Below are 17,718 nucleotides of genomic sequence, written 5' to 3' on the forward strand. Positions count from 1 at the left end.
GCACGCAGAATCCGCCCATCAACGTGTAGGGGAGGGGCGCTGACCGTAGGCGGGCCACGGGCCGCGACCTAGACTCACCCTCACCAGGACGACGGCGCGCACTGCCGTCGCGGAGCTGAAGCAGGGAAGAGGCGGAATGACCCCCGCGCAGAACGCCCTCATCGAACGACTCCGAGACCGGCTGGCCCACGAACCCGTGATGCGGGAGGTCTCGATGTTCGGCGGACGCGCGATCATGATCAACGAGAAGATGCTCCTCAGCGCGTGCAAGGACGGTGGCCTGCTGGTGCGCGTGGACGCCGATCGGCACCACGAGCTGCTGGAGCGGCCGGGTGCGACTCAGGCCGAGATGGGACCGGGCCGCGACATGGGGCCAGGATGGATCGAGGTCTCCGCCGATGCGATCGAGTACGAGGATGCTCTGGGTGGCTGGATCACTGTCGCGATGGAGCACAACCGGGCGGTGACCGGCGGTCCGCCGTGAGCAGCGCTGCGGGCAGGACCAGTTCACGGTGAGGGGCGGATTCTCCGAGCAGTTGGGGCCTGCTCGCCCATGAGATGCCCGCAAGGTCCGCCCCTCAACCCCAGAGGGAACTAGGTCAGGGGAAGTCGAGGGTTAGCATCGGGCGCCTCGAGGCTGAGTCCTCGCGATCGGCTGAGCCGTCGCGGTCGCCGGAATGCACCTGGGCGCCGTCGGCTGAACCGGGGCAGGAGGCTACGCGAGACACGCACACGCAGAGCTTGGTGTCCGTGCTCTTCTCGGCCTCGCTGAAGAAGACATCTCGGTGGTCGATCACTCCATCGAGCTGCGCGGCCTTGACCACGCAGAGCCCGCATTCGCCCTTGCGGCAGTCGTACATGGCCTCCACGCCGACACGCTCCAGCGCCTCGAGGATCGACTCGGCCGGGGAGACCACCGTGCTGCGTTCAGATCCGCGGATCCGCAGCTCGAACTCCTCGGGATCGAACCATCCGCTGTTGCCGAAGGTCTCATAGCGCAGATTCGGCAGCGGCAGCCCGCGCTCGATCCACGCGCGGCGCACAGCGTCCATCAGCCGGATGGGGCCGCACATGTAAAACTCCGTGGCGTGATCCACCCCGTCGAGCAGCTCGTGCACGTCAAGGACATCACCCTCGTCGTCGACCGAGAGTCTCAGCCGTGGTCCGTGCTCCCCGCGAAGCTCGTCCAGGAACGCCATCGCCGGGCGGGAGCGTCCGACGAAGACGAACTGGTAATCGGCGCCGAGGCGCTTGAGCACCCGGGCCATCGAATGGATCGCGGTGATGCCCACGCCGCCGGCGAGCAGCACATAGCGCGCTGCCCCGACGCGCAGCGGGAAGTTCTGCAGCGGTGAGGTGACCTCCAGGGAGTCTCCGGGCTCGAGGGCGTGCATGAATCGGGATCCGCCGCGCGAACTGGGGGAGCGGCGCACCCCGATCTTCACCCAGCTCCCGTCCGGCGCACCTTCGACCACGGAGTAGGACCGGATCATGTCCGGGGCGACGCGCACGTCGATATGGGCGCCGGGCTCGGTGAAGAGCGGGCGCTCGCCGGCCAGGACGATCTCGGCGATCTCATCGGCGGCGGCCCGATGGGAGGTCACCACGGCGCGCTGCCAGTGCAGCTGGGTTCCCTGAGACACGGGGGATCAGCCCTTGGCGTCGGAGAGGTCGGCGTCGGAGGCCATCATCGCGCGCTCGGCCTCCACGGCCCGCTGGATCAGTCGCCGCACCCACATGCCGCCGGCGTCGATGTTGAGGTTGTAGAACTCGTGGTCGGGGTTGTCGATGATCGCCTGCTGCTGGGCGGTCAGCATCTCTTCATCTTCGGCGAAGACCCCGTGCACGCCGTCGCGCAGCTCGGTGGTGATCCGCTGGCTCTCCAGCCGGTAGTTCCGCATGAACGCCCAGTAATACATGGCATTGCTCTGATCCACCGGGGAGATCGTGTTCATCACGTACCCGTTGACGCCCTGGCTGCGGTCCCCGGTGAGCCCCCCGGTGCCTGCCTTCGCCACGCCCACATCGATGCAGATCGTCGAGGGCATCTGGAACTCGATGATCTGCCACCGGTCGACCTTCCCCTCGAAGTCCGGGAACTTGTCGCGCATGTTCTTCAGCCAGAACGGCGGCGCGTCGATGTTCTCCATGAACCGGGTGACGGTGACCGTGCGGTCATCGTGGGTGACCTCGATGTCGGACTCGCTGAGCTCCTTCTGCCCGATCGAGGAGGAATGCAGGAACTCCTCATGGGTCAGGTCCATCAGGTTGTCCAACACCAGCTGGTAGTTGGCGCGCACGTCGATGGTCTTGCCGTCGCCGGCCCAGTTCTCGGAGCCCATCTGGTGCATGTCTGGGATCAGCTCTGCGTCGGCGAGCATCGGGTCCCCGGGCCAGACCCAGATGAACCGGTGTCGCTCCACTACGGGGAAGGAGTTCACCATCGCGGAGGGGTTGATCGTCTTCTGTGCGGGCATGAAGGTGCACCGGCCGGCCGAGTTGTACTGCAGGCCGTGGTACGGGCACTGGACTCCGTCGGGGCCCACCAGGGAGCCCATGGAGAGCGGAGCGAGCCGGTGCCAGCAGGCGTCGGTCAGAGCGACGGGGCGACCCTCCTCGGTGCGGTAGAGGGCCATCGGCCGGTCAGCGACCTTGCGGGAGAGGATCTTCTTGCGATTGACCTCGTAGTCCCATCCGGCGACGTACCAGGCGTTGAGCGGGTATGCCATGTTCTTCGCGGTGGCACCGCTGGGGCTGAGATCTGTCATGTCCGCCTCCTGGGGCTGAGGAATGAGGCGACGACGGGTCTCGGTGAGCCCAGCAACGCCACTAGCTATGTGCATAGTTATATGTGTCCTGTGTCACACAATAGCTCTGGATATAGTGGAGGGCAAGCACCTGCCCCTTCTCGAGAGGTCCGACGCCGTGAGTCTGCGCTATGCCATCCTGGCGATCCTCACTGCGGCCCCGCTGACCGGGTATGAGACCGCGAAGCGCTTCGAAGGCTCGGTGGGGCATGTGTGGCACGCCCCGGACTCGCAGATCTATCCCGAGCTGCGCCGGATGGAGGCCGAGTCCCTGGTCGAGGGGCGCGAGGAGCGTTGGGGTCCGAAGGGCACCAAGACGCGGTACTACATCACCGCGGCGGGGGAGGCGGCGTTCCGCGGCTGGATGGCGACTCCGCTGAAGTACGCTCCCTGGCGAGACGTGGCCCATATGCAGGCGGCGTACTTCGAATGGGCCGATCCGGAGAGCGTGCGAATGCATCTGGAGCAGCATGCGGCGCACTACACCGAACAGATCGCCCAGTGGAGCAGCCAGGTCGAGGCGATCGAATCCCATGAGCACCCGATGATCGCCGCCCGGCTCGAGCGCTATCCTCCCGAGCAGCACGAGCGCATCGTCGCGTTCAAGGCCTTCGCCTACGAGGGACTGATCCGGTTGGCCCAGGCCGAGGTGGAGTGGGCGCGCAGCGGCCTGGAGCTGCTGCAACGGCTCGACGGCGACGCGCCGGCTGCCGAGGCTGGAGACTAGGCGTACTGCCTGCGCAGGTCGGGTTTTCGGATCTTGCCCGAGGCGGTGCGCGGCATGGACTCCACGAACACCACCGACTTCGGGATCTTGTAGCGGGCGAGCTTTCCATCCAGATGACTGAGCACCTCGTCCTCGGTCAGCTCATGGCCCTCGCGCACCACGATCACCGCCCGCGGGACCTCGCCCCAGCGAGCATCTTCGACTCCGATGACGGCGACGGCGGCCACGGCCTCCAGCGCGGCGATCTGCTGCTCGACCTGGGCCGGGTAGATGTTCTCCCCGCCGGAGATGATCATGTCCTTGAGTCGGTCGGAGATGAAGAGGAAGCCGTCCTCGTCGAGGTACCCCATGTCCCCGGTCTTGAGCCAGAGCCCGTCCGCCTCCTGCACGAACGATGAGGCGGTGGCCTCGGGACGGTTCCAGTACTCGGTGATCACATTGGGGCCGTGCACCTGGATCTCCCCGACCTCGCCCACCGTGCAGGGCTGATCGGACGGGTCCACCACGCGGACATCGGTGTGGAAATGGGGGAGCCCTCCGGAGCCCTGCTTGGGCCGCGAATAGGCCGGGGGCAGGGTGGTGGCTCCCGGGGAGGTCTCAGTCATCCCGTAGCCCATGGTGAAGGCGAGACCGCGGCGCTCATAGGCGTCGAGCACCCGCAGCGGCACCGCGGAGCCCCCGCAGGTGAGATTGCGCAGCGAGGAGATGTCGGTGTGCTCCCACGCCGGGTGCTCACAGATCAGCTGGAACGTGGTGGGCACCCCGGAGATGTTGGTGACATGGTGCTCTTCGATCAGCGCCAGCACCCGTCCCGGTTCGAAGCGCTGCTCCAAGATGATGCTTCCCCCTTTGAGCAGCACCGGCAGCGCCCCCTGCCCCAGGGCCGCCACATGGAACAGCGGAGCGATCATCAGCGCCACGTCCTTGCTGGAGAGATCGAAGTCGGTGAGCACATTGATGGCGTTCCAGGTCAGGTTCCCGTGGGTGAGCATCGCACCCTTGGGATTGCCGGTGGTCCCAGAGGTGTAGAGGATCACCGCCAGATCATCGAGCTCCACGGCGAGGTCGGGGCGGACCGTGCCGCCGGACGCCAGCACCGCCTCGAACTGTTCCATCGGCACCGGAAACGCCGTCGGCGCCTCAGTCCCCGCCGGTCCGTCCTCCACGGTGAGGATGCGTTCCACGGCGGTGTCCCGGGACGCGGGCGCGGCCAGGGACTCCAGCGTGGTCGAGGAGACCAGCAGCCGCGCTCCGGAGTCCTGCAGTGCAAACTGGATCTCCGGCGGGGCCAGGCGGGTGTTCAGCGGCACGAAGACCGCACCGAGGCTCCCGACGGCGAAGAGCGTCTCGAGAAACGCGGCAGAGTTCTCCCCCAGATACGCGACCCGGTCACCAGGGCTGATGCCACGCTCAGCCAGTGCGTTGGCCAGCTGGTCGACGCGCTGCGCGAGCTGGTCGTAGGTCTGTTCTCCGGCGGCGCTGATCAGCGCCGGGCGTCCGTGCGAGCGCACCCTGCGGCGGTGGATCCAGTCGCCGAGTCCGTGGTTCTTCATCGAGCGCCCTCCCAGACCACATCGTCGATCTCGGGAACCTCGCCGATCAGGCCGTGGCGCTCGGAGATCTCTGCCACGGCCTCCAGCGAGTCGAGGTTTATCTCCTCGGGGAAGGTGGGAATCGCGATCTCGGCGAGGGTCGCCTCATCGATCTCGGTGTACTCCTGCAGGACCTCGCGGACCGCGTCGGGGTTCTCCTCGGCATAGGCCTGGGACTCCTGCATCGCGGTCGAGAAGCTCTCGACCAGCTCGGGGTCTTCCTCGACCAGCTGTTGTGAGGTGAAGTAGGTGCCCACGCCCAGCTCCTCGACGACGTCGGCGAAGGGCGCGAAGATCCGGTCGTAGCCGTCGGCGTCAGCCAGGGCGGCGAACGGGTCGACCGCGGAGATCGCGTCGACGTTGTCGGCCTCCAGCTGCGCGAGCATGTCCGGGAATCCGACCTCGACGAAGTCGACATTCCCCGGATCGCCTCCGGCCTCCAGTACGCCCTCGGAGATCATGGAGTCAAAGATGTTGTTCAGCGTGTTGACCGCGACCCGCTTTCCTTCGAGGTCTTCCACTGATTCGATGCCAGAGTCCGACTTGACCATGACTGCCGAGAAGTCGTTCTCGGAGTCTCCGGTGGTCTGTGGTCCTGGGGCGACCATCTGCAGCGGCAGCCCGCTGTCCTCGGCCACCAGCAGCGAGGTGACGTTGGAGAAGCCGAAGTCGAAGTCCCCGGACTGCACGGCCGGGACGATGGCGGCGCCGCCCTGGGCCAGCGTCAGCGTCAGGTCGATGCCGTGCTCCTCGAAGATCCCCTCCTGCTGTCCCAGATAGATCGAGGCCACATCGACGATCGGGATCACGCCGACCTCCACCTCGGTGAGTTCACCGTCTGCTTGAGCGGTGTCGTCCTCGGCCGGCTCGCCGTCGGCGTCGCCGGAGGGGGAGCCGCTTCCGCAGGCTGAGAGGGCAAGGACCGCAGCGAGGGCGAAGGCCCCGCGAGACAGGTGTTTCATGGCAGTTCTCCGATGAGGGCAGGGGTGTGGTGGGTCGTGCTCAAGGTCAAGGTGTGGATTGCGCCCTGGCGGGCGGGAGGGAGTCTCCTCCCGCCCACCGGTGCGGCGTCGGCGGCGGGGTCACTCGCCTTCGAAGTAGAGCGTGGAGGTGTCCGGCGACTCGCTGATGAAGTCGAACTTCACCATCAGCTCGCCGGCCTCCTCGATCTGATCCCGGCGGATCTCGCCGTCGAGCTCCTCCATGCGGAGGTTCTCGGCGGCCTCTTCGGGCAGGTCGATGAACTCAGGAAGGAGTGCGCGCACGCCTTCCTCGTCCTCCTCCGCCGCTTGCAGCGATTCGGTCATCGCGTCGCTGAACGCCTGGGCGACCTCTGGGTTCTCGTCGACGTACTCCCCGGAGCTGAAGCTCACCATGGTGGGCATTCCGGCGATGGCGTCCTGGAAGGAGTAGCCGACGAGCTGGTTCGCCTCGTCGGCGAGCGCGTTGCTCAGGAAGGGCTCAGGCACCCAGATGGCGTCGGTGTTGCCCTGCTCGAGCTGGGCCTGCATGTCGGGGAAGGGCATCTCGGAGAACTCGACGGCTTCGGGGTCGCCGCCGGCTTGTTCCACGGCCTCCATGATGGTCAGGTCGCCCTGGGTCTGCAGCGCGTTGACCGAGACGGTGTTGCCCTCGAGACCGGTCCAGTCATCGATGCCGCTCTCGACGGTGGAGACCACGCCGGCGATGTCGTCGCCCTCGGCCAGCGAGTTGGAATAGCCGGTGACGATCCGCATGTCCAGGCCGCGGTCATTGGCGTTGAGCACCGAGTTGGGGTTGCCGATGCCGAACTGCAGCTGCTGGTTGCTCACGGCGGGGAGCATCGCGGCTCCGGCGTTGGAGTCGGAGAGCTCGACGTCGAGCCCGTGCTCCTCGAAGATGCCGTTCTCGATGCCGTAGTAGATTCCGACCGAGGGTGCGATGGGCAGCACGCCCACCGTGATCGACGTCAGCTCTCCGTTCTCGCTGCCGGTATCACCCTCAGCGTCGGCGTCATCGCCGCCGGAGGCCGATCCTGAGCCGCAGGCGCTCAGCGCGAGGATGCTGACGGCGGCGATCCCGGTGATGGATGCAAAATTCTTCTTCATGGTTGCTCCTTGATGTGCGGGGTCGCGGAGGGGCGGCCCACGATGGGTGTATCGAGTCAGTGCGGGTGATGACGGGTGCTGGGTCTTGTTGATCACGGGTAGAAGCGAGCCAGGAAGGTCGCCACCACGGCGGGGCGCTCCTGACCTTCGACCTCGAAGGTCGCGTCCACGACCAGGTGGAGCCCCCCACCCTTGACCTCTTCGACGGCGCTGATCGTGCCGCGCATCCGCACCTTGGATCCGACCTTCACCGGTGCGGTGAAGCGGACCTTGTCCAGGCCGTAGTTGAGCTTGGTGCCGACATCGGTGACGTCGAAGAGCTCGCCCCAGAAGGGGATGATCAGCGACAGGGTCAAGAAGCCGTGGGCGATGGGCGCTCCGAACGGTCCGTCTTTGGCCTGTTCGGGGTCCACATGGATCCACTGGTGGTCATCGGTGGCCTCGGCGAAGGTGTCGATCATCTCCTGGGTGATCTCGCGCCAGGCCGTCTCGCCGAGATCCGTGCCGGCCATCGTGCGTGCGTCCTCGAACGAGACGACGGTGCGGGCGGTGCTGATGTCGGTCATGCTGCTCCTTGAGGTGGTGAGTGATTCAGCGAGTCGGTGATCCAGGACTGTGTCCTGGGTCACATTCCATTTTGGATAGGCGTGTTCCCGGGCGAATCCTCGGTGATGGGATCTTCAGTGAGGGGCCCGCGCGGCTAGGTGAAGGCTCCTACTCCGGTCACCGCGCGTCCTACGATCAGCGCGTTGATCTCGTGAGTGCCCTCGTAGGAGTAGATGGCTTCGGCGTCGGCATGGAAGCGAGCGACGTCGGTGTCCAGGGTGATCCCGTTGCCGCCGCAGACCTCGCGGGCCAGCCCGACGGTCTCGCGCAGTCGCAGCGAGGTGTACATCTTCGCCAGCGCGGAGTTCTCGTCGCGGTAGATCCCGGCGGCCTGCTGCTCGGTGAGCTGGACGACCATGCCCAGGGAGGCGGTCAGGTTGCCCAGCATCATCGCGAGCTTCTCCTGGATCAGCTGGAACCCGGCGATGGGTCGGCCGAACTGTTCCCGCTGCCGGACGTAGCTCAGGGCGGCCTCGTAGGCGCCCGCCATGGCTCCGGTGGCCATCCATGCCACGTCGGAGCGCATCCGACGCAGGCAGCCGGCGACGTCGGCGAAGCTGTTGATCCGCTGCAGCCGGGCGCTGTCCGGGACCCGGACCTGGTGGTAGGTGATGTCGGCGTTCTGCATGATCCGCAGCGAGGCCTTGCGCGGGATGACCTCCATGGAGACCCCGGCCGCGGAGGTCGGGACCAGGAAGCACTTGACCTGGCCGTCAGCGGTGTCCCGGGCGAAGGTGGCGACGACGTCGGCCGCGGTCGCGCCGCCGATCCAGCGCTTGGCCCCGTCGATGATCCAGTCCTGGGTCTGCGGATCCTGGGTGGCTGTCGTCGCCAGGCCCCCGGCGACGTCGGAACCGTGCTCGGGCTCGGTCAGCCCGAACACTCCGGTGAGCTCGTGGGAGACGATCATCGGGTCCAGCTTGCCGGCCTGCTCGGCGGAGCCGCCCATGGCGCAGACCGTGCGGAACAGGCTGGCCTGGGCGTTGTAGTAGGTTGCGACGTTGATGTCGCACCGAGTGAGCTCGAAGTTCCGGAAGCCCAGGAAGAGGTCTCGGATCGGTTCCCCGGCCTCGCGCAGGGCGGGTGGGTCCATCAGCTCGAGGCCGCGCAGCGGAGCGATGATCTCCGCCGGGAAGCGTGCCTCATCCCAGGCCGCATTCAGGTGCGGATGCACCTGCGTGCTGAGCACCTCGCGCAGCCCGGTGATCACGCCGCGCTCGGCGGGGGAGAGTCGTTCCGCGAAGCCGTAGAGGTCCGAGGGGATGACCGTGCCGGTGACCGGTTCACGCATGAGCTGCTCCCGGTGCGTCGAGTCCCAGCAGCGCGACCGCGTTGTGTTTGAGGATCTTCGGCCGGACCTCCTCCTTGATCGGGAGCTCGGCGAAGGCGTGCAGCCATTTCTCCGGGGTGATCAGCGGGTAGTCGGTGCCGAAGAGCAGCTTGGCCGAGAGGATGTTGTTCGCGCTGCGGATGAGATTCTCGGGGAAGTACTTCGGGGACCAGCCGGAGAGGTCGATGTAGACGTTGGACTTGTGCGTGGCGATCGAGATCGCCTCGTCCTGCCACGGCACCGAGGGGTGCGCCATGATGATCGGCAGCCCGGGGAAGTCCGCCGCGACGTCGTCGAGCAGCAGCGGGTTGGAGTACTTGAGCTTAAGCCCTGCCCCGCCTGGCGTGCCCGCGCCCATGCCGTTCTGCCCGGTGTGGAAGATCAGCGGTAATCCGATCTCCTGCAGCACTTCCCAGAGTGGGTAGAACTGCTGATCCGAGGGATCGAAGCCCTGCACCGTGGGGTGGAACTTGAATCCACGGACTCCCAGCTCGTCGGCCTGGCGCCGAGCCTCCATGAGGGCTGCGGGTCCCGTGCGGGGGTCCACCGAGCCGAAGGGAAGCAGCGCATCGTTGTTGCGCAGGCAGCCTGCGACCAGATCGTCGATGGAGTTCGGCGCGTGCTGCATCTGGGTCCGGGCATCCACGGTGAAGACCACCGCGGCCATCCGGTGGGACCGGTACACCTCGGCGATGCGATCGATCGAGGGCGTGCGCTCCTCGGTCTTGAAGTATTTCGCCGAGGCGTCGAAGAACAGCTCAGGCAGTGCGCGATGTCCGTTCGAGTCCATCTCCAGGTGGACGTGGGTGTCCACCGCCTCGATGGCATCTGCGTCGATCGCGGAGCGGTATCGCATCGGGAGGGGTCCTTTCCGGTTCGGTCTGCTCAGGTCATTCGTGGCCCGTGGTCTGGCCCGTGATCGGGTCGCGGGCCGTGCGCTGGCTCAGGGGCTGGGCTGCAGCTCGGCGGGAAGCTCCGGCATGGACTCGCCGACAGGCTGCAGGTGAGCACCCAGGATGTCGCGGCCCTCGGTCTGCAGCGTGGCGTAGTCCCAGCCGCCGTCGTGGTACTCCTGGACCACGGGCTCCGGATGGCTCCAGACCTGCAGCCGGTCGCCGCCGGCGCCGATGACCTGTCCGGTGATGCCTTCGACGGCGTCGGAGGAGAGGAATGCGACGACGCCGGCCGCATCGGCGGCCGTGCCGAAGCCGAGGCCCTTGCGGAAGAAGTCGGGCATGGGCGCACCCTGCTCGTCTGCCTCCACGGCCTTCTGGAAGTACGGGACGGTCTTGGTCATGGCGGTGGCCGCCACCGGGATCACGGCGTTGACGCTGACCCCGGCACGCTTCATTTCCAGCGCCCAGGTGCGCACCATGCCGACGATGCCGGCCTTCGCGGCCGCGTAGTTGGTCTGCCCGAAGTTTCCACGCTGACCGGTGGGGGAGCCGATGCAGACGATACGTCCCGCCACGCCCTCGGTCTTGAAGTGCTTGAACGCGGCCCGGACACAAGTGAAGGTGCCCTTGAGGTGGACGTCGATCACGGCGTCGAAGTCCTCGTCGGACATCTTCAGCAGTGACTTGTCGCGCAGGATCCCGGCGTTGGTGACCAGGATGTCGAGGCCGCCGAAGCTGGTCAGCGCGGCCTGGACGAGCTGTTCCGCGGTCTCGGTGGAGCCCACCGGGGCCACCACGGCGACGGCGCGGCCGCCAGCGGATTCGATGGTCGCCACGGCGGCGTCGGCATGGGTCTGGTCCACGTCGTTGATGACGACGGCGGCGCCCTGGGCGGCGAGCTCCTGGGCGTATGCGAGTCCCAGTCCGGCTCCGGACCCGGTCACGATGGCTACCTTGCCTTGCAACGACATAGTCTCTCCTCCTGTATGAGCTGACGGCCTATGCTTACTGTGATACATCTCACTTGATAATATTGAGAAAGTCAATGATTTGTCTTCTCATCCGTCCGATCCCGCGTCCGGGAACCGCTGCTAGGAGAATCCATGCCACCCTCGACCACCGCTGCCGCCTCCGCCGCGGCGCCGCCTTCGACGAAGCCGGCCACCAGTGAGGGAAGCGAGGAGCGCTTCCTGCACTCCGCCCTGGCTCGAGAGGTCGCCTTCCTCACGGCGCGTGCCCGCGGACGGGGCAACGCCCTGGCCAATCAGCTGCTCGCTGATCTGGACCTGAAGGTCCGGCACTTCTCGGTGCTCGCTATGGCCTGCTCCGGGACCAATCCCTCGCAGCGTGAGCTGGGAGGGTTTCTGGACCTGGACCCCAGCCAGGTCGTGGCCCTGGTGGACGTGCTCGAAGGTCGCGGCGCGATCCGTCGGGAGCCGGACCCGAGGGACCGGCGTTCCAAGATCCTGGTCGCCACCGAGGCTGGCCAGGAGCTCTACGCCCAGGCCGCGCAGCGCACCCGCGAGGCCGAGGAGCAGACGCTGGAGAATCTGAGTCCTGTGGAGCGGGATCAGCTGCGCGAACTGCTTGCCAAGATCGTGTTCTAGTCGCGGGTTCCCGCGCTCGGTGTCCGGCGCCGGGCGCCCAGGGTGCTCGCGGGTGCGCGCCTACTTCATCGCGACGGCGTCTTCGGGCCGGAATCCCTTCTTCGCCAGCTGGATCTGCTCATAGACGTGGTGACGCAGCTCGGCGAACCGCTGGGAGGACCTGGTCTCGAGCTGATCCCGCTCCGCCGGAAGGTCCACCAGCACGTCCTCCTGGATGATGGTCGGCGAGGAGGACAGGATGATGACCCGCTCGCCGAGATAGACGGACTCATCGATGTCGTGGGTCACGAAGAGCACCGAGACGCCCAGCTTCTTCCAGATGCCGCGGACCAGATCCTCAAGGTCCGCGCGGGTCTGGGCATCCACCGCGGCGAAGGGCTCATCCATGAGCAGGACCTCCGGCTGGTAGGCCACGGCGCGGGCGATCGCCACGCGCTGCTGCATACCGCCTGAGAGCTGCCAGGGATAGGACTTCGGCACATGGGCCAGGCCCACGGCCTCCAAGGCCTGCTCCACCGCCTCCTTGCGGGCAGCCTTGTCCATCCCCTGGTTCTTCAGCGGCAGCTCCACGTTCTCAGCCACGCGAAGCCAGGGGAAGAGCGAGCGCCCGTATTCCTGGAACACCACTGCCATGGACTTCGGCGGTCCGGTGACCTTCTGCCCGTGCAGCGTGACCTCTCCGGCGCTGGGTGCCATCAGGCCCGAGATGCACTTGAGCAGCGTGGTCTTGCCCGAGCCGGAGGGGCCCACCAGGCAGGCCAGCTGACCCTTGGGCAGATCGAAGGTCAGGTTCCTGACCGCCTCGATGTCGCCGCCGTCGGTGTGATAGACCTTCTTCAGATTCTGCACCGAGAGCATGGGCTGCTCGCCGGGCATGGTCTTTCCCACCGGGATCCGGCCATCCGGGGTGTCCTGGACGCTGGACTGGCTGATCACGGGGTTCGTGGGCTGTGAGTGCGCGGAGGTCATCTCCGGGTCCCTTCTCTGGAAGTGAAGTCTGTGGAACTGGCGTCTCTGGAGCTGATGCGTGTCATGAGGAGTGGTCTCGTCGGTGTGGGGTCGCTCGATTGCTGCAGGCCCGAGCTCAGGCTGACTGTTCGATCTCGCGCAGCCCGTGGTACCAGCCCAGGATCCAGCGCTCGGCGAGCTGGAAGATGAACGAGAGCACCACGCCGATCAGGCCCAGCAGGACGATCCCGGACCACATCTCCGGGATGGCGAAGGAGCGCTGGAACTGCACGATCGCGAAGCCCAGCCCCTCGGTGGACGCGAACATCTCCGAGATCACCATCAGGATCAGTGCGATGGAGAGCGACTGCCGGATTCCGGCCATGATCTGCGGCATCGCCGAGGGCAGGATCAGGTAGCGGACGCTGTTGAACTTGGTCATTCCGTAGGTCCGACTGGTGTCGGCCAGCACCTCGTCCATTGAGCGGACACCCTCGATGGTGTTGAGCAGGATCGGCCAGACGGCGCCGAGCACGATCACCGAGACCTTCATCTCGTCTCCGATGCCGATCAGCAGCATGATCACCGGGATGAGAACCGGAGGGGGGATGGCCCGGAAGAACTCGAGGGTGGGCTCCAGCAGGGCGCGCAGCCAGCGGAAGGAGCCGATCAGCAGTCCGCCGACGATCCCGATCAGGATCGAGAGTGCGATGCCCACCATGAGCCGCCCCAGAGAGGGGAAGACGTCGCTGATGAAGCGCTCGCTGGTCCAGGTCTCGAAGAAGGTCTGTATCAGCAGCTGCGGGGTCGGGACGAAGAAGCTGGTCTCGCCCAGGGTGGCGATGAACCAGATGGAGAGCAGAATCAGCGGCAGGGCGATGATGTGCAGGAACGTCCGGATATATGTCATGCCGCCACCTCCGTGCGGACCGAGGAGTGCCAGGAGAGGATTTTGCGCTCGATCATGCGCATTGCCAGGTTCACCAGAACCCCGAGCAGGCCGGTTGCCAGCACCAGGGCGTACATGGAGACGTAGTTGCCGCCGGACTGGGCCCGGCTGATCTCCAGCCCCAGGCCGGGGCTGCCGATGATCAGCCCGGCGGTGATGGCCAGGATCAGCGCCACCGCGGCCGCGAGGCGAACACCGGTCATCACATACGGCAGAGCCGTCGGGAAGGTCACGTAGCGCATGCGGGCGAAGGGTCCCAGTCCGTAGGAGCGGGCGGTGTTCATGGCGACCGAGTCCACGTCTGCGACGCCGTAGAGCACCTGGATCAGGACCTGCCAGAAGCAGGCGTAGACGATCAGCATCAGCGCCGACTCGATGTCGGTGCCCAGGAGCAGCACCGCCAGGGGGATCAGCGCCACTGAGGGAACTGGACGCAGGAACTCGATGGTGGAGTTCGTGAAGCGGCGCAGGAACGTCGAGGAGCCGATGATGAAGCCCAGCACGGTGGCCAGCACCACCGCGATGATCATGCCTAGCGCCCAGGCCCGCATAGTGTCATACACCGCGACCCAGAAGTCTGTCAGCCCGAAGTTGCTGATCAATCCACCGATGGCCTCGGACGCCGGGGGCATGAAGCGTGCATTGACCAGTCCGGTCACCGGCAGGAGCTCCCAGGTCAGGAGCATGCCGACCACGCCGGCCGCGCCGAGGGCCTTGGTGTCCAGTCCGCGCCGCCGTCGTCGTCGGGCTCGGCCGGGTCCCGAGGTCGTCGCACGACCGGTCGCGCCGCTCTGTGCCACCGAGGTCAGCGGGGCCGCGGGGTCGGGTCGGGTGGCGACGTCCAGGCCTGCGGAGGTCGAGACGTCGGTGTGCCGACGGATGTCACGGCCCCGGCGGTCCGCGGCGGCGGAGGCCTCCCAGCGGTGCAGCCGGTGGACGTCCTCCTCACGCGTCCGGGGGGCTTCACCGCGGGGATCGATCCCCGGGCTTGAGCTCTCATCAGTCATCTATGACTCCTTGTGTGAGGTTGCTCGTATCACCACAGTGAGATCGTCCAACTGTGATCCAGAACACATCACGATCAGGATAGGCCTCCGAGGCCAATAGTTCAAGAAGTCAATGATTGAGATTTTCAAGGACAAGAGCCTGCACCCACGGGCTGGCGTGGGGTGTCAGCGGAGAAAGAGCTTCTTCATCCGGTAGGTCGTCAGCGCCAGCCCGGCGACGATCATCACCAGGTAGTACCCGATGTGCACCAGGGTCAGGCCGCTGAAGTCCCAGAAGGCGATGTCGCGCATCAGCTCCACCGCATGCCAGAGCGGCAGCGCCTGGATGAATGCCTGGACCCCGGCGGGATACACGCTGATCGGGAACAGCGTGGCGGAGAAGAGGAACATCGGCATCAGCACCATCATCATCCAGTCCATCTGCTGGAACCGGGTCATGAAGGAGGTCACCGCCATCCCGATCGAGGCGAAGCCCAGGGCGACGAAGAGAGCGGTGAACCACATCAGCAACGCCGCGAGCGGATCCACCAGACCGCCGACCATGAGCACGCCGAGGAAGCCCAGCGCGTAGAGCCCGCCGCGGAAGAGTGCCAGGCAGATCTCACCCACCGCCACGTCCACCGGGCCCAGCGACGTGGACATCATCGTCCGGTAGAGCTTGGTGATCTTGAGCTTGAAGAACACGTTCCAGGTGGAGTCGAAGATCGCGCCGTTCATCGCCGAGACCGCGAGCAGCGCCGGCGCGATGAACGCCGCGTAGCTGATGGTCCCGCCACCGCTGAGACCCACCTGCTCGGCGTCGACCCCGGCGATCATCGGGGAGATGCCCAGCCCGAAGGAGGTCAGGAACAGCACCGGCTCCAGCAGGCCGGAGAGGAAGATGACCCCTCGGTTGTTCCGGATCGCGGTCAGCCCGCGGCCGAACACCGCGCGGATGTTGCCGGAGTAGTAGTTCGCTCCGAAGCCGCGTCGAAAGGAGATCCGCGGAAGTTCGGCGCGGACGGGCGTGAGGCTGCCCGCCGGATCAGCCGCCGTGGCGCTCTGCCCGGCAGCCGAGCGGGCGACGTCGGACGCGTCCTTCACCGCGAGCCGATCCTGGCGCCTGGCGTCGGCCTTGGCGCCGGGCGTGCGCCCCCGCCACTCTTCCAGTCCCAGCCGCCGGGTGAAGATCCGCACCGCCACCAGCCAGGCGCCGATGGTGATGCCCAGCAGGTAGAGCACGTGGAGAAGAATCAGCCAGACCGGGGTGGGCTGGCCGAAGGCGAGCACCCGACCCAGCTCGTTGGCGTGCCAGATGGGGGAGAACCAGCCCAGGACCTGCAGGAAGCCGGGAAGGTTCGTCAGCGGGTAGAAGGTGCCGGAGAACAGGAAGAGCGGCATGATCACGAAGCGCTGGATCAGCGACATCTGACCCTTCTCGTCGCGCAGCGTGGACACGTACGCCATGATCGGCAGTCCGATCGCGAGCCCGCCGAGCATCGCGCTGGCGATCATCAGCACCCCCAGCGGGGAGCTGATCGCCCCGAAGAGGTAGAGCACCAGCGTGAAGATCGCTGCATGGATCCCGAAGCGCACGCTGACCGCCAGGATGTGGCCGGAGGCGATCTGGCCCGGGCTCAGCGGGGAGGCCTGGGCTCCGTAATAGAGCCGACGCCACTTGAACCCCTCCATCACCGGGAAGGTGAACTCGATGCCCGCGGCCAAGGCCACGGTGGAGGCCAGGATCGCCGGCGCGATGTACATCAGATAGCTGCTGGCGCCGTACTCGGCGAAGTCGTTGCCATCCCCGACCAGCACGCCGAGTCCGAGTCCCATGGCCAGGATGTACATGATCGGCTGGCTCACCGAGGAGAAGAGGATCACGGTGCCATATGCCCGCATGCTGCGCAGCGTGCGCTCGGCCTGGTGCAGCGCGCCGAAGCGTCGCGCCCGCCCGGCCATGGTCACCTTGTCCGCGGCCGGACTGTCGGGGTGCTGCAGGTCGGCGTGTCTGGTCAGGTGATCAGTCGACAAGGGTCCTCCCGGTCAGTCGCAGGAAGACATCCTCCAGAGATGATCGGCGGACCAGCGAGGTCATCGGGCGCAGCCCTGCGGCGTGGATCTGTTCCAACGCGGACTCCGCGGAGCCGGCATAGACCAGCAGCCGGTCGGGCAGCACCTCGACGTGGCTGAAGCCCACGCCGGACGCACCGACGCCGGACGCACTGCCGTTGGACGTCACGGCGCCGTTGGAGTATGCGGGTCCGGAGGAGAGCAGCCTGGTGAGCTGCTCGGCCTGCTCCTGGTTGCGGTCCATGCCGAAGCGCAGCTCGAGCACCTCGCGGGTCGAGTGGTCTCGGATGAGTCCGGCGGGGGAGCCCTCCGCCATGATTCGTCCCTGGTCCACCACGATGAGGCGCTCGCAGAGCTGCTCGGCCTCATCCATGTGGTGGGTGGTCAGCACCAGCGTGGTCCCGGATTCCCGGAGTCGGAAGAGCCGGTCCCAGAGGATGTGCCGCGCCTGCGGGTCCAGCCCGGTGGTGGGCTCATCGAGCAGCAGGATCTCCGGCTCGTTGACCAGCGCGCGGGCGATGGTCAGCCTGCGCTTCATGCCGCCGGAGAGGTCCTCCACCCGGGAGGTGGCCTTGTGGGTGAGTTGGGCGAACTCGAGCAGCTCCTCGGTCTTGGCATTGAGCCAGCGCCGGGGCAGCCCGAAGTAGCGGCCGTACATGATGATGTTCTCCCGGACGCTGAGCTCCTCGTCCAGGTTGTCCTGCTGTGGGATCACTCCGAGCCGAGCGCGGACCTCTGGCCCGTTCTGCTCCGGGTCCAGTCCGGCCACCGACATCGTGCCGGCGCTGCGCGAGGCCACCGCCGCGATCATCCGCATGGTCGTGGACTTACCCGCACCGTTGGGTCCGAGGAGGCCGAAGGACTCACCTCGATTCACCGTGAAGTCGATGCCGTCCACGGCGGTGAAATCTCCATAGCGTTTGGTCAGACCTGTGGCGCGGATCGCATGTTCAACGGGCATGACTGGCAGTGTACTCGCGTCGATGATCCCTGGTGAGAGCGCGATCGACGCATTGTCGCAGAGCCGCTGTCTGACACAGGTTCATCCTTAGGGGCGATGCTCTCGGCGCCGTCATCCTTGAGAATGAACAGGTAGTTCCAACTTCTCGC

Annotated in this window: 17 protein-coding genes; 3 read left to right on the plus strand and 14 right to left on the minus strand. The window is 66.5% G+C overall.

The window, feature by feature from the left end:
* Positions 1 to 136 precede the first annotated feature (136 nt).
* Positions 137 to 484 (plus strand): TfoX/Sxy family protein, encoded by a 348-nt coding sequence (locus ACHAA4_RS10985; protein WP_435774219.1) that lies wholly within the window; start codon positions 137 to 139, stop codon positions 482 to 484.
* A 115-nt stretch (positions 485 to 599) separates the two neighbouring features.
* On the opposite strand, the gene ACHAA4_RS10990 is transcribed toward ACHAA4_RS10985, so the two are convergent.
* Positions 600 to 1,643: a PDR/VanB family oxidoreductase gene (locus ACHAA4_RS10990; protein WP_435774220.1), complete on the minus strand. Its 1,044-nt coding sequence runs from the start codon at positions 1,641 to 1,643 to the stop codon at positions 600 to 602.
* Between the two features lie 6 nt (positions 1,644 to 1,649).
* The gene (locus ACHAA4_RS10995) at positions 1,650 to 2,768 is read right to left on the minus strand and encodes an aromatic ring-hydroxylating dioxygenase subunit alpha (RefSeq protein ID WP_435774221.1); all 1,119 of its coding nucleotides are present in this window, start codon (positions 2,766 to 2,768) and stop codon (positions 1,650 to 1,652) included.
* A gap of 157 nt (positions 2,769 to 2,925) precedes the next feature.
* On the opposite strand from ACHAA4_RS10995, the gene ACHAA4_RS11000 reads away from it, so the two are divergent.
* Complete coding sequence (locus tag ACHAA4_RS11000) at positions 2,926 to 3,534, plus strand: PadR family transcriptional regulator (RefSeq protein WP_435774222.1); 609 nt, start codon at positions 2,926 to 2,928, stop codon at positions 3,532 to 3,534.
* Here ACHAA4_RS11000 and ACHAA4_RS11005 read toward each other — a convergent pair.
* From ACHAA4_RS11005 to ACHAA4_RS11035, 7 genes are all read right to left on the minus strand, one after another.
* Positions 3,531 to 5,087 carry an acyl-CoA synthetase gene (locus tag ACHAA4_RS11005; RefSeq protein WP_435774223.1) on the minus strand — a complete coding sequence of 519 codons (1,557 nt, stop codon included), beginning with the start codon at positions 5,085 to 5,087 and terminating at the stop codon, positions 3,531 to 3,533. The two genes, ACHAA4_RS11000 and ACHAA4_RS11005, sit on opposite strands and share 4 nt — an antisense overlap.
* Entirely contained in the window at positions 5,084 to 6,088 is a 1,005-nt protein-coding gene (locus ACHAA4_RS11010; RefSeq protein ID WP_435774224.1) for an ABC transporter substrate-binding protein, read from the minus strand. Before ACHAA4_RS11010 ends, ACHAA4_RS11005 begins: the two co-directional genes overlap by 4 nt.
* 120 nt (positions 6,089 to 6,208) lie before the next feature.
* A complete protein-coding gene (locus ACHAA4_RS11015) occupies positions 6,209 to 7,213 on the minus strand; it encodes an ABC transporter substrate-binding protein (protein ID WP_435774225.1) in 1,005 nt (334 codons plus the stop codon).
* Between the two features lie 92 nt (positions 7,214 to 7,305).
* Positions 7,306 to 7,779 carry a MaoC family dehydratase gene (locus tag ACHAA4_RS11020; protein ID WP_435774226.1) on the minus strand — a complete coding sequence of 158 codons (474 nt, stop codon included), beginning with the start codon at positions 7,777 to 7,779 and terminating at the stop codon, positions 7,306 to 7,308.
* 134 nt (positions 7,780 to 7,913) lie between these two features.
* The gene (locus ACHAA4_RS11025; protein ID WP_435774227.1) at positions 7,914 to 9,110 is read right to left on the minus strand and encodes an acyl-CoA dehydrogenase family protein; all 1,197 of its coding nucleotides are present in this window, start codon (positions 9,108 to 9,110) and stop codon (positions 7,914 to 7,916) included.
* Complete coding sequence (locus ACHAA4_RS11030; protein WP_435774228.1) at positions 9,103 to 10,005, minus strand: amidohydrolase family protein; 903 nt, start codon at positions 10,003 to 10,005, stop codon at positions 9,103 to 9,105. Before ACHAA4_RS11030 ends, ACHAA4_RS11025 begins: the two co-directional genes overlap by 8 nt.
* 87 nt (positions 10,006 to 10,092) lie before the next feature.
* Positions 10,093 to 11,016 carry an SDR family NAD(P)-dependent oxidoreductase gene (locus tag ACHAA4_RS11035; RefSeq protein ID WP_435774229.1) on the minus strand — a complete coding sequence of 308 codons (924 nt, stop codon included), beginning with the start codon at positions 11,014 to 11,016 and terminating at the stop codon, positions 10,093 to 10,095.
* Between the two features lie 132 nt (positions 11,017 to 11,148).
* On the opposite strand from ACHAA4_RS11035, the gene ACHAA4_RS11040 reads away from it, so the two are divergent.
* Positions 11,149 to 11,652, plus strand: a complete 504-nt coding sequence (locus tag ACHAA4_RS11040) for a MarR family winged helix-turn-helix transcriptional regulator (RefSeq protein ID WP_435774230.1) — start codon at positions 11,149 to 11,151, stop codon at positions 11,650 to 11,652.
* Positions 11,653 to 11,712: 60 nt separating this feature from the next.
* Here ACHAA4_RS11040 and ACHAA4_RS11045 read toward each other — a convergent pair whose 3' ends face one another.
* The 5 genes from ACHAA4_RS11045 to ACHAA4_RS11065 form a co-directional block, all read right to left on the minus strand.
* The gene (locus ACHAA4_RS11045) at positions 11,713 to 12,510 is read right to left on the minus strand and encodes an ABC transporter ATP-binding protein (RefSeq protein WP_258174732.1); all 798 of its coding nucleotides are present in this window, start codon (positions 12,508 to 12,510) and stop codon (positions 11,713 to 11,715) included.
* Positions 12,511 to 12,736: 226 nt separating this feature from the next.
* The gene (locus tag ACHAA4_RS11050; RefSeq protein WP_435774231.1) at positions 12,737 to 13,510 is read right to left on the minus strand and encodes an ABC transporter permease; all 774 of its coding nucleotides are present in this window, start codon (positions 13,508 to 13,510) and stop codon (positions 12,737 to 12,739) included.
* Positions 13,507 to 14,235, minus strand: coding sequence for an ABC transporter permease (locus ACHAA4_RS11055; RefSeq protein WP_435774392.1), 729 nt, complete (start codon positions 14,233 to 14,235; stop codon positions 13,507 to 13,509). Before ACHAA4_RS11055 ends, ACHAA4_RS11050 begins: the two co-directional genes overlap by 4 nt.
* 486 nt (positions 14,236 to 14,721) lie before the next feature.
* The gene (locus ACHAA4_RS11060) at positions 14,722 to 16,569 is read right to left on the minus strand and encodes an ABC transporter permease (RefSeq protein ID WP_435774232.1); all 1,848 of its coding nucleotides are present in this window, start codon (positions 16,567 to 16,569) and stop codon (positions 14,722 to 14,724) included.
* Entirely contained in the window at positions 16,559 to 17,569 is a 1,011-nt protein-coding gene (locus tag ACHAA4_RS11065) for an ABC transporter ATP-binding protein (protein ID WP_435774233.1), read from the minus strand. Before ACHAA4_RS11065 ends, ACHAA4_RS11060 begins: the two co-directional genes overlap by 11 nt.
* Between the last annotated feature and the right edge of the window lie 149 nt (positions 17,570 to 17,718).

The sequence above is a fragment of the Nesterenkonia maliinae genome (assembly GCF_051262655.1).
Classification (GTDB): Bacteria; Actinomycetota; Actinomycetes; order Actinomycetales; family Micrococcaceae; genus Nesterenkonia.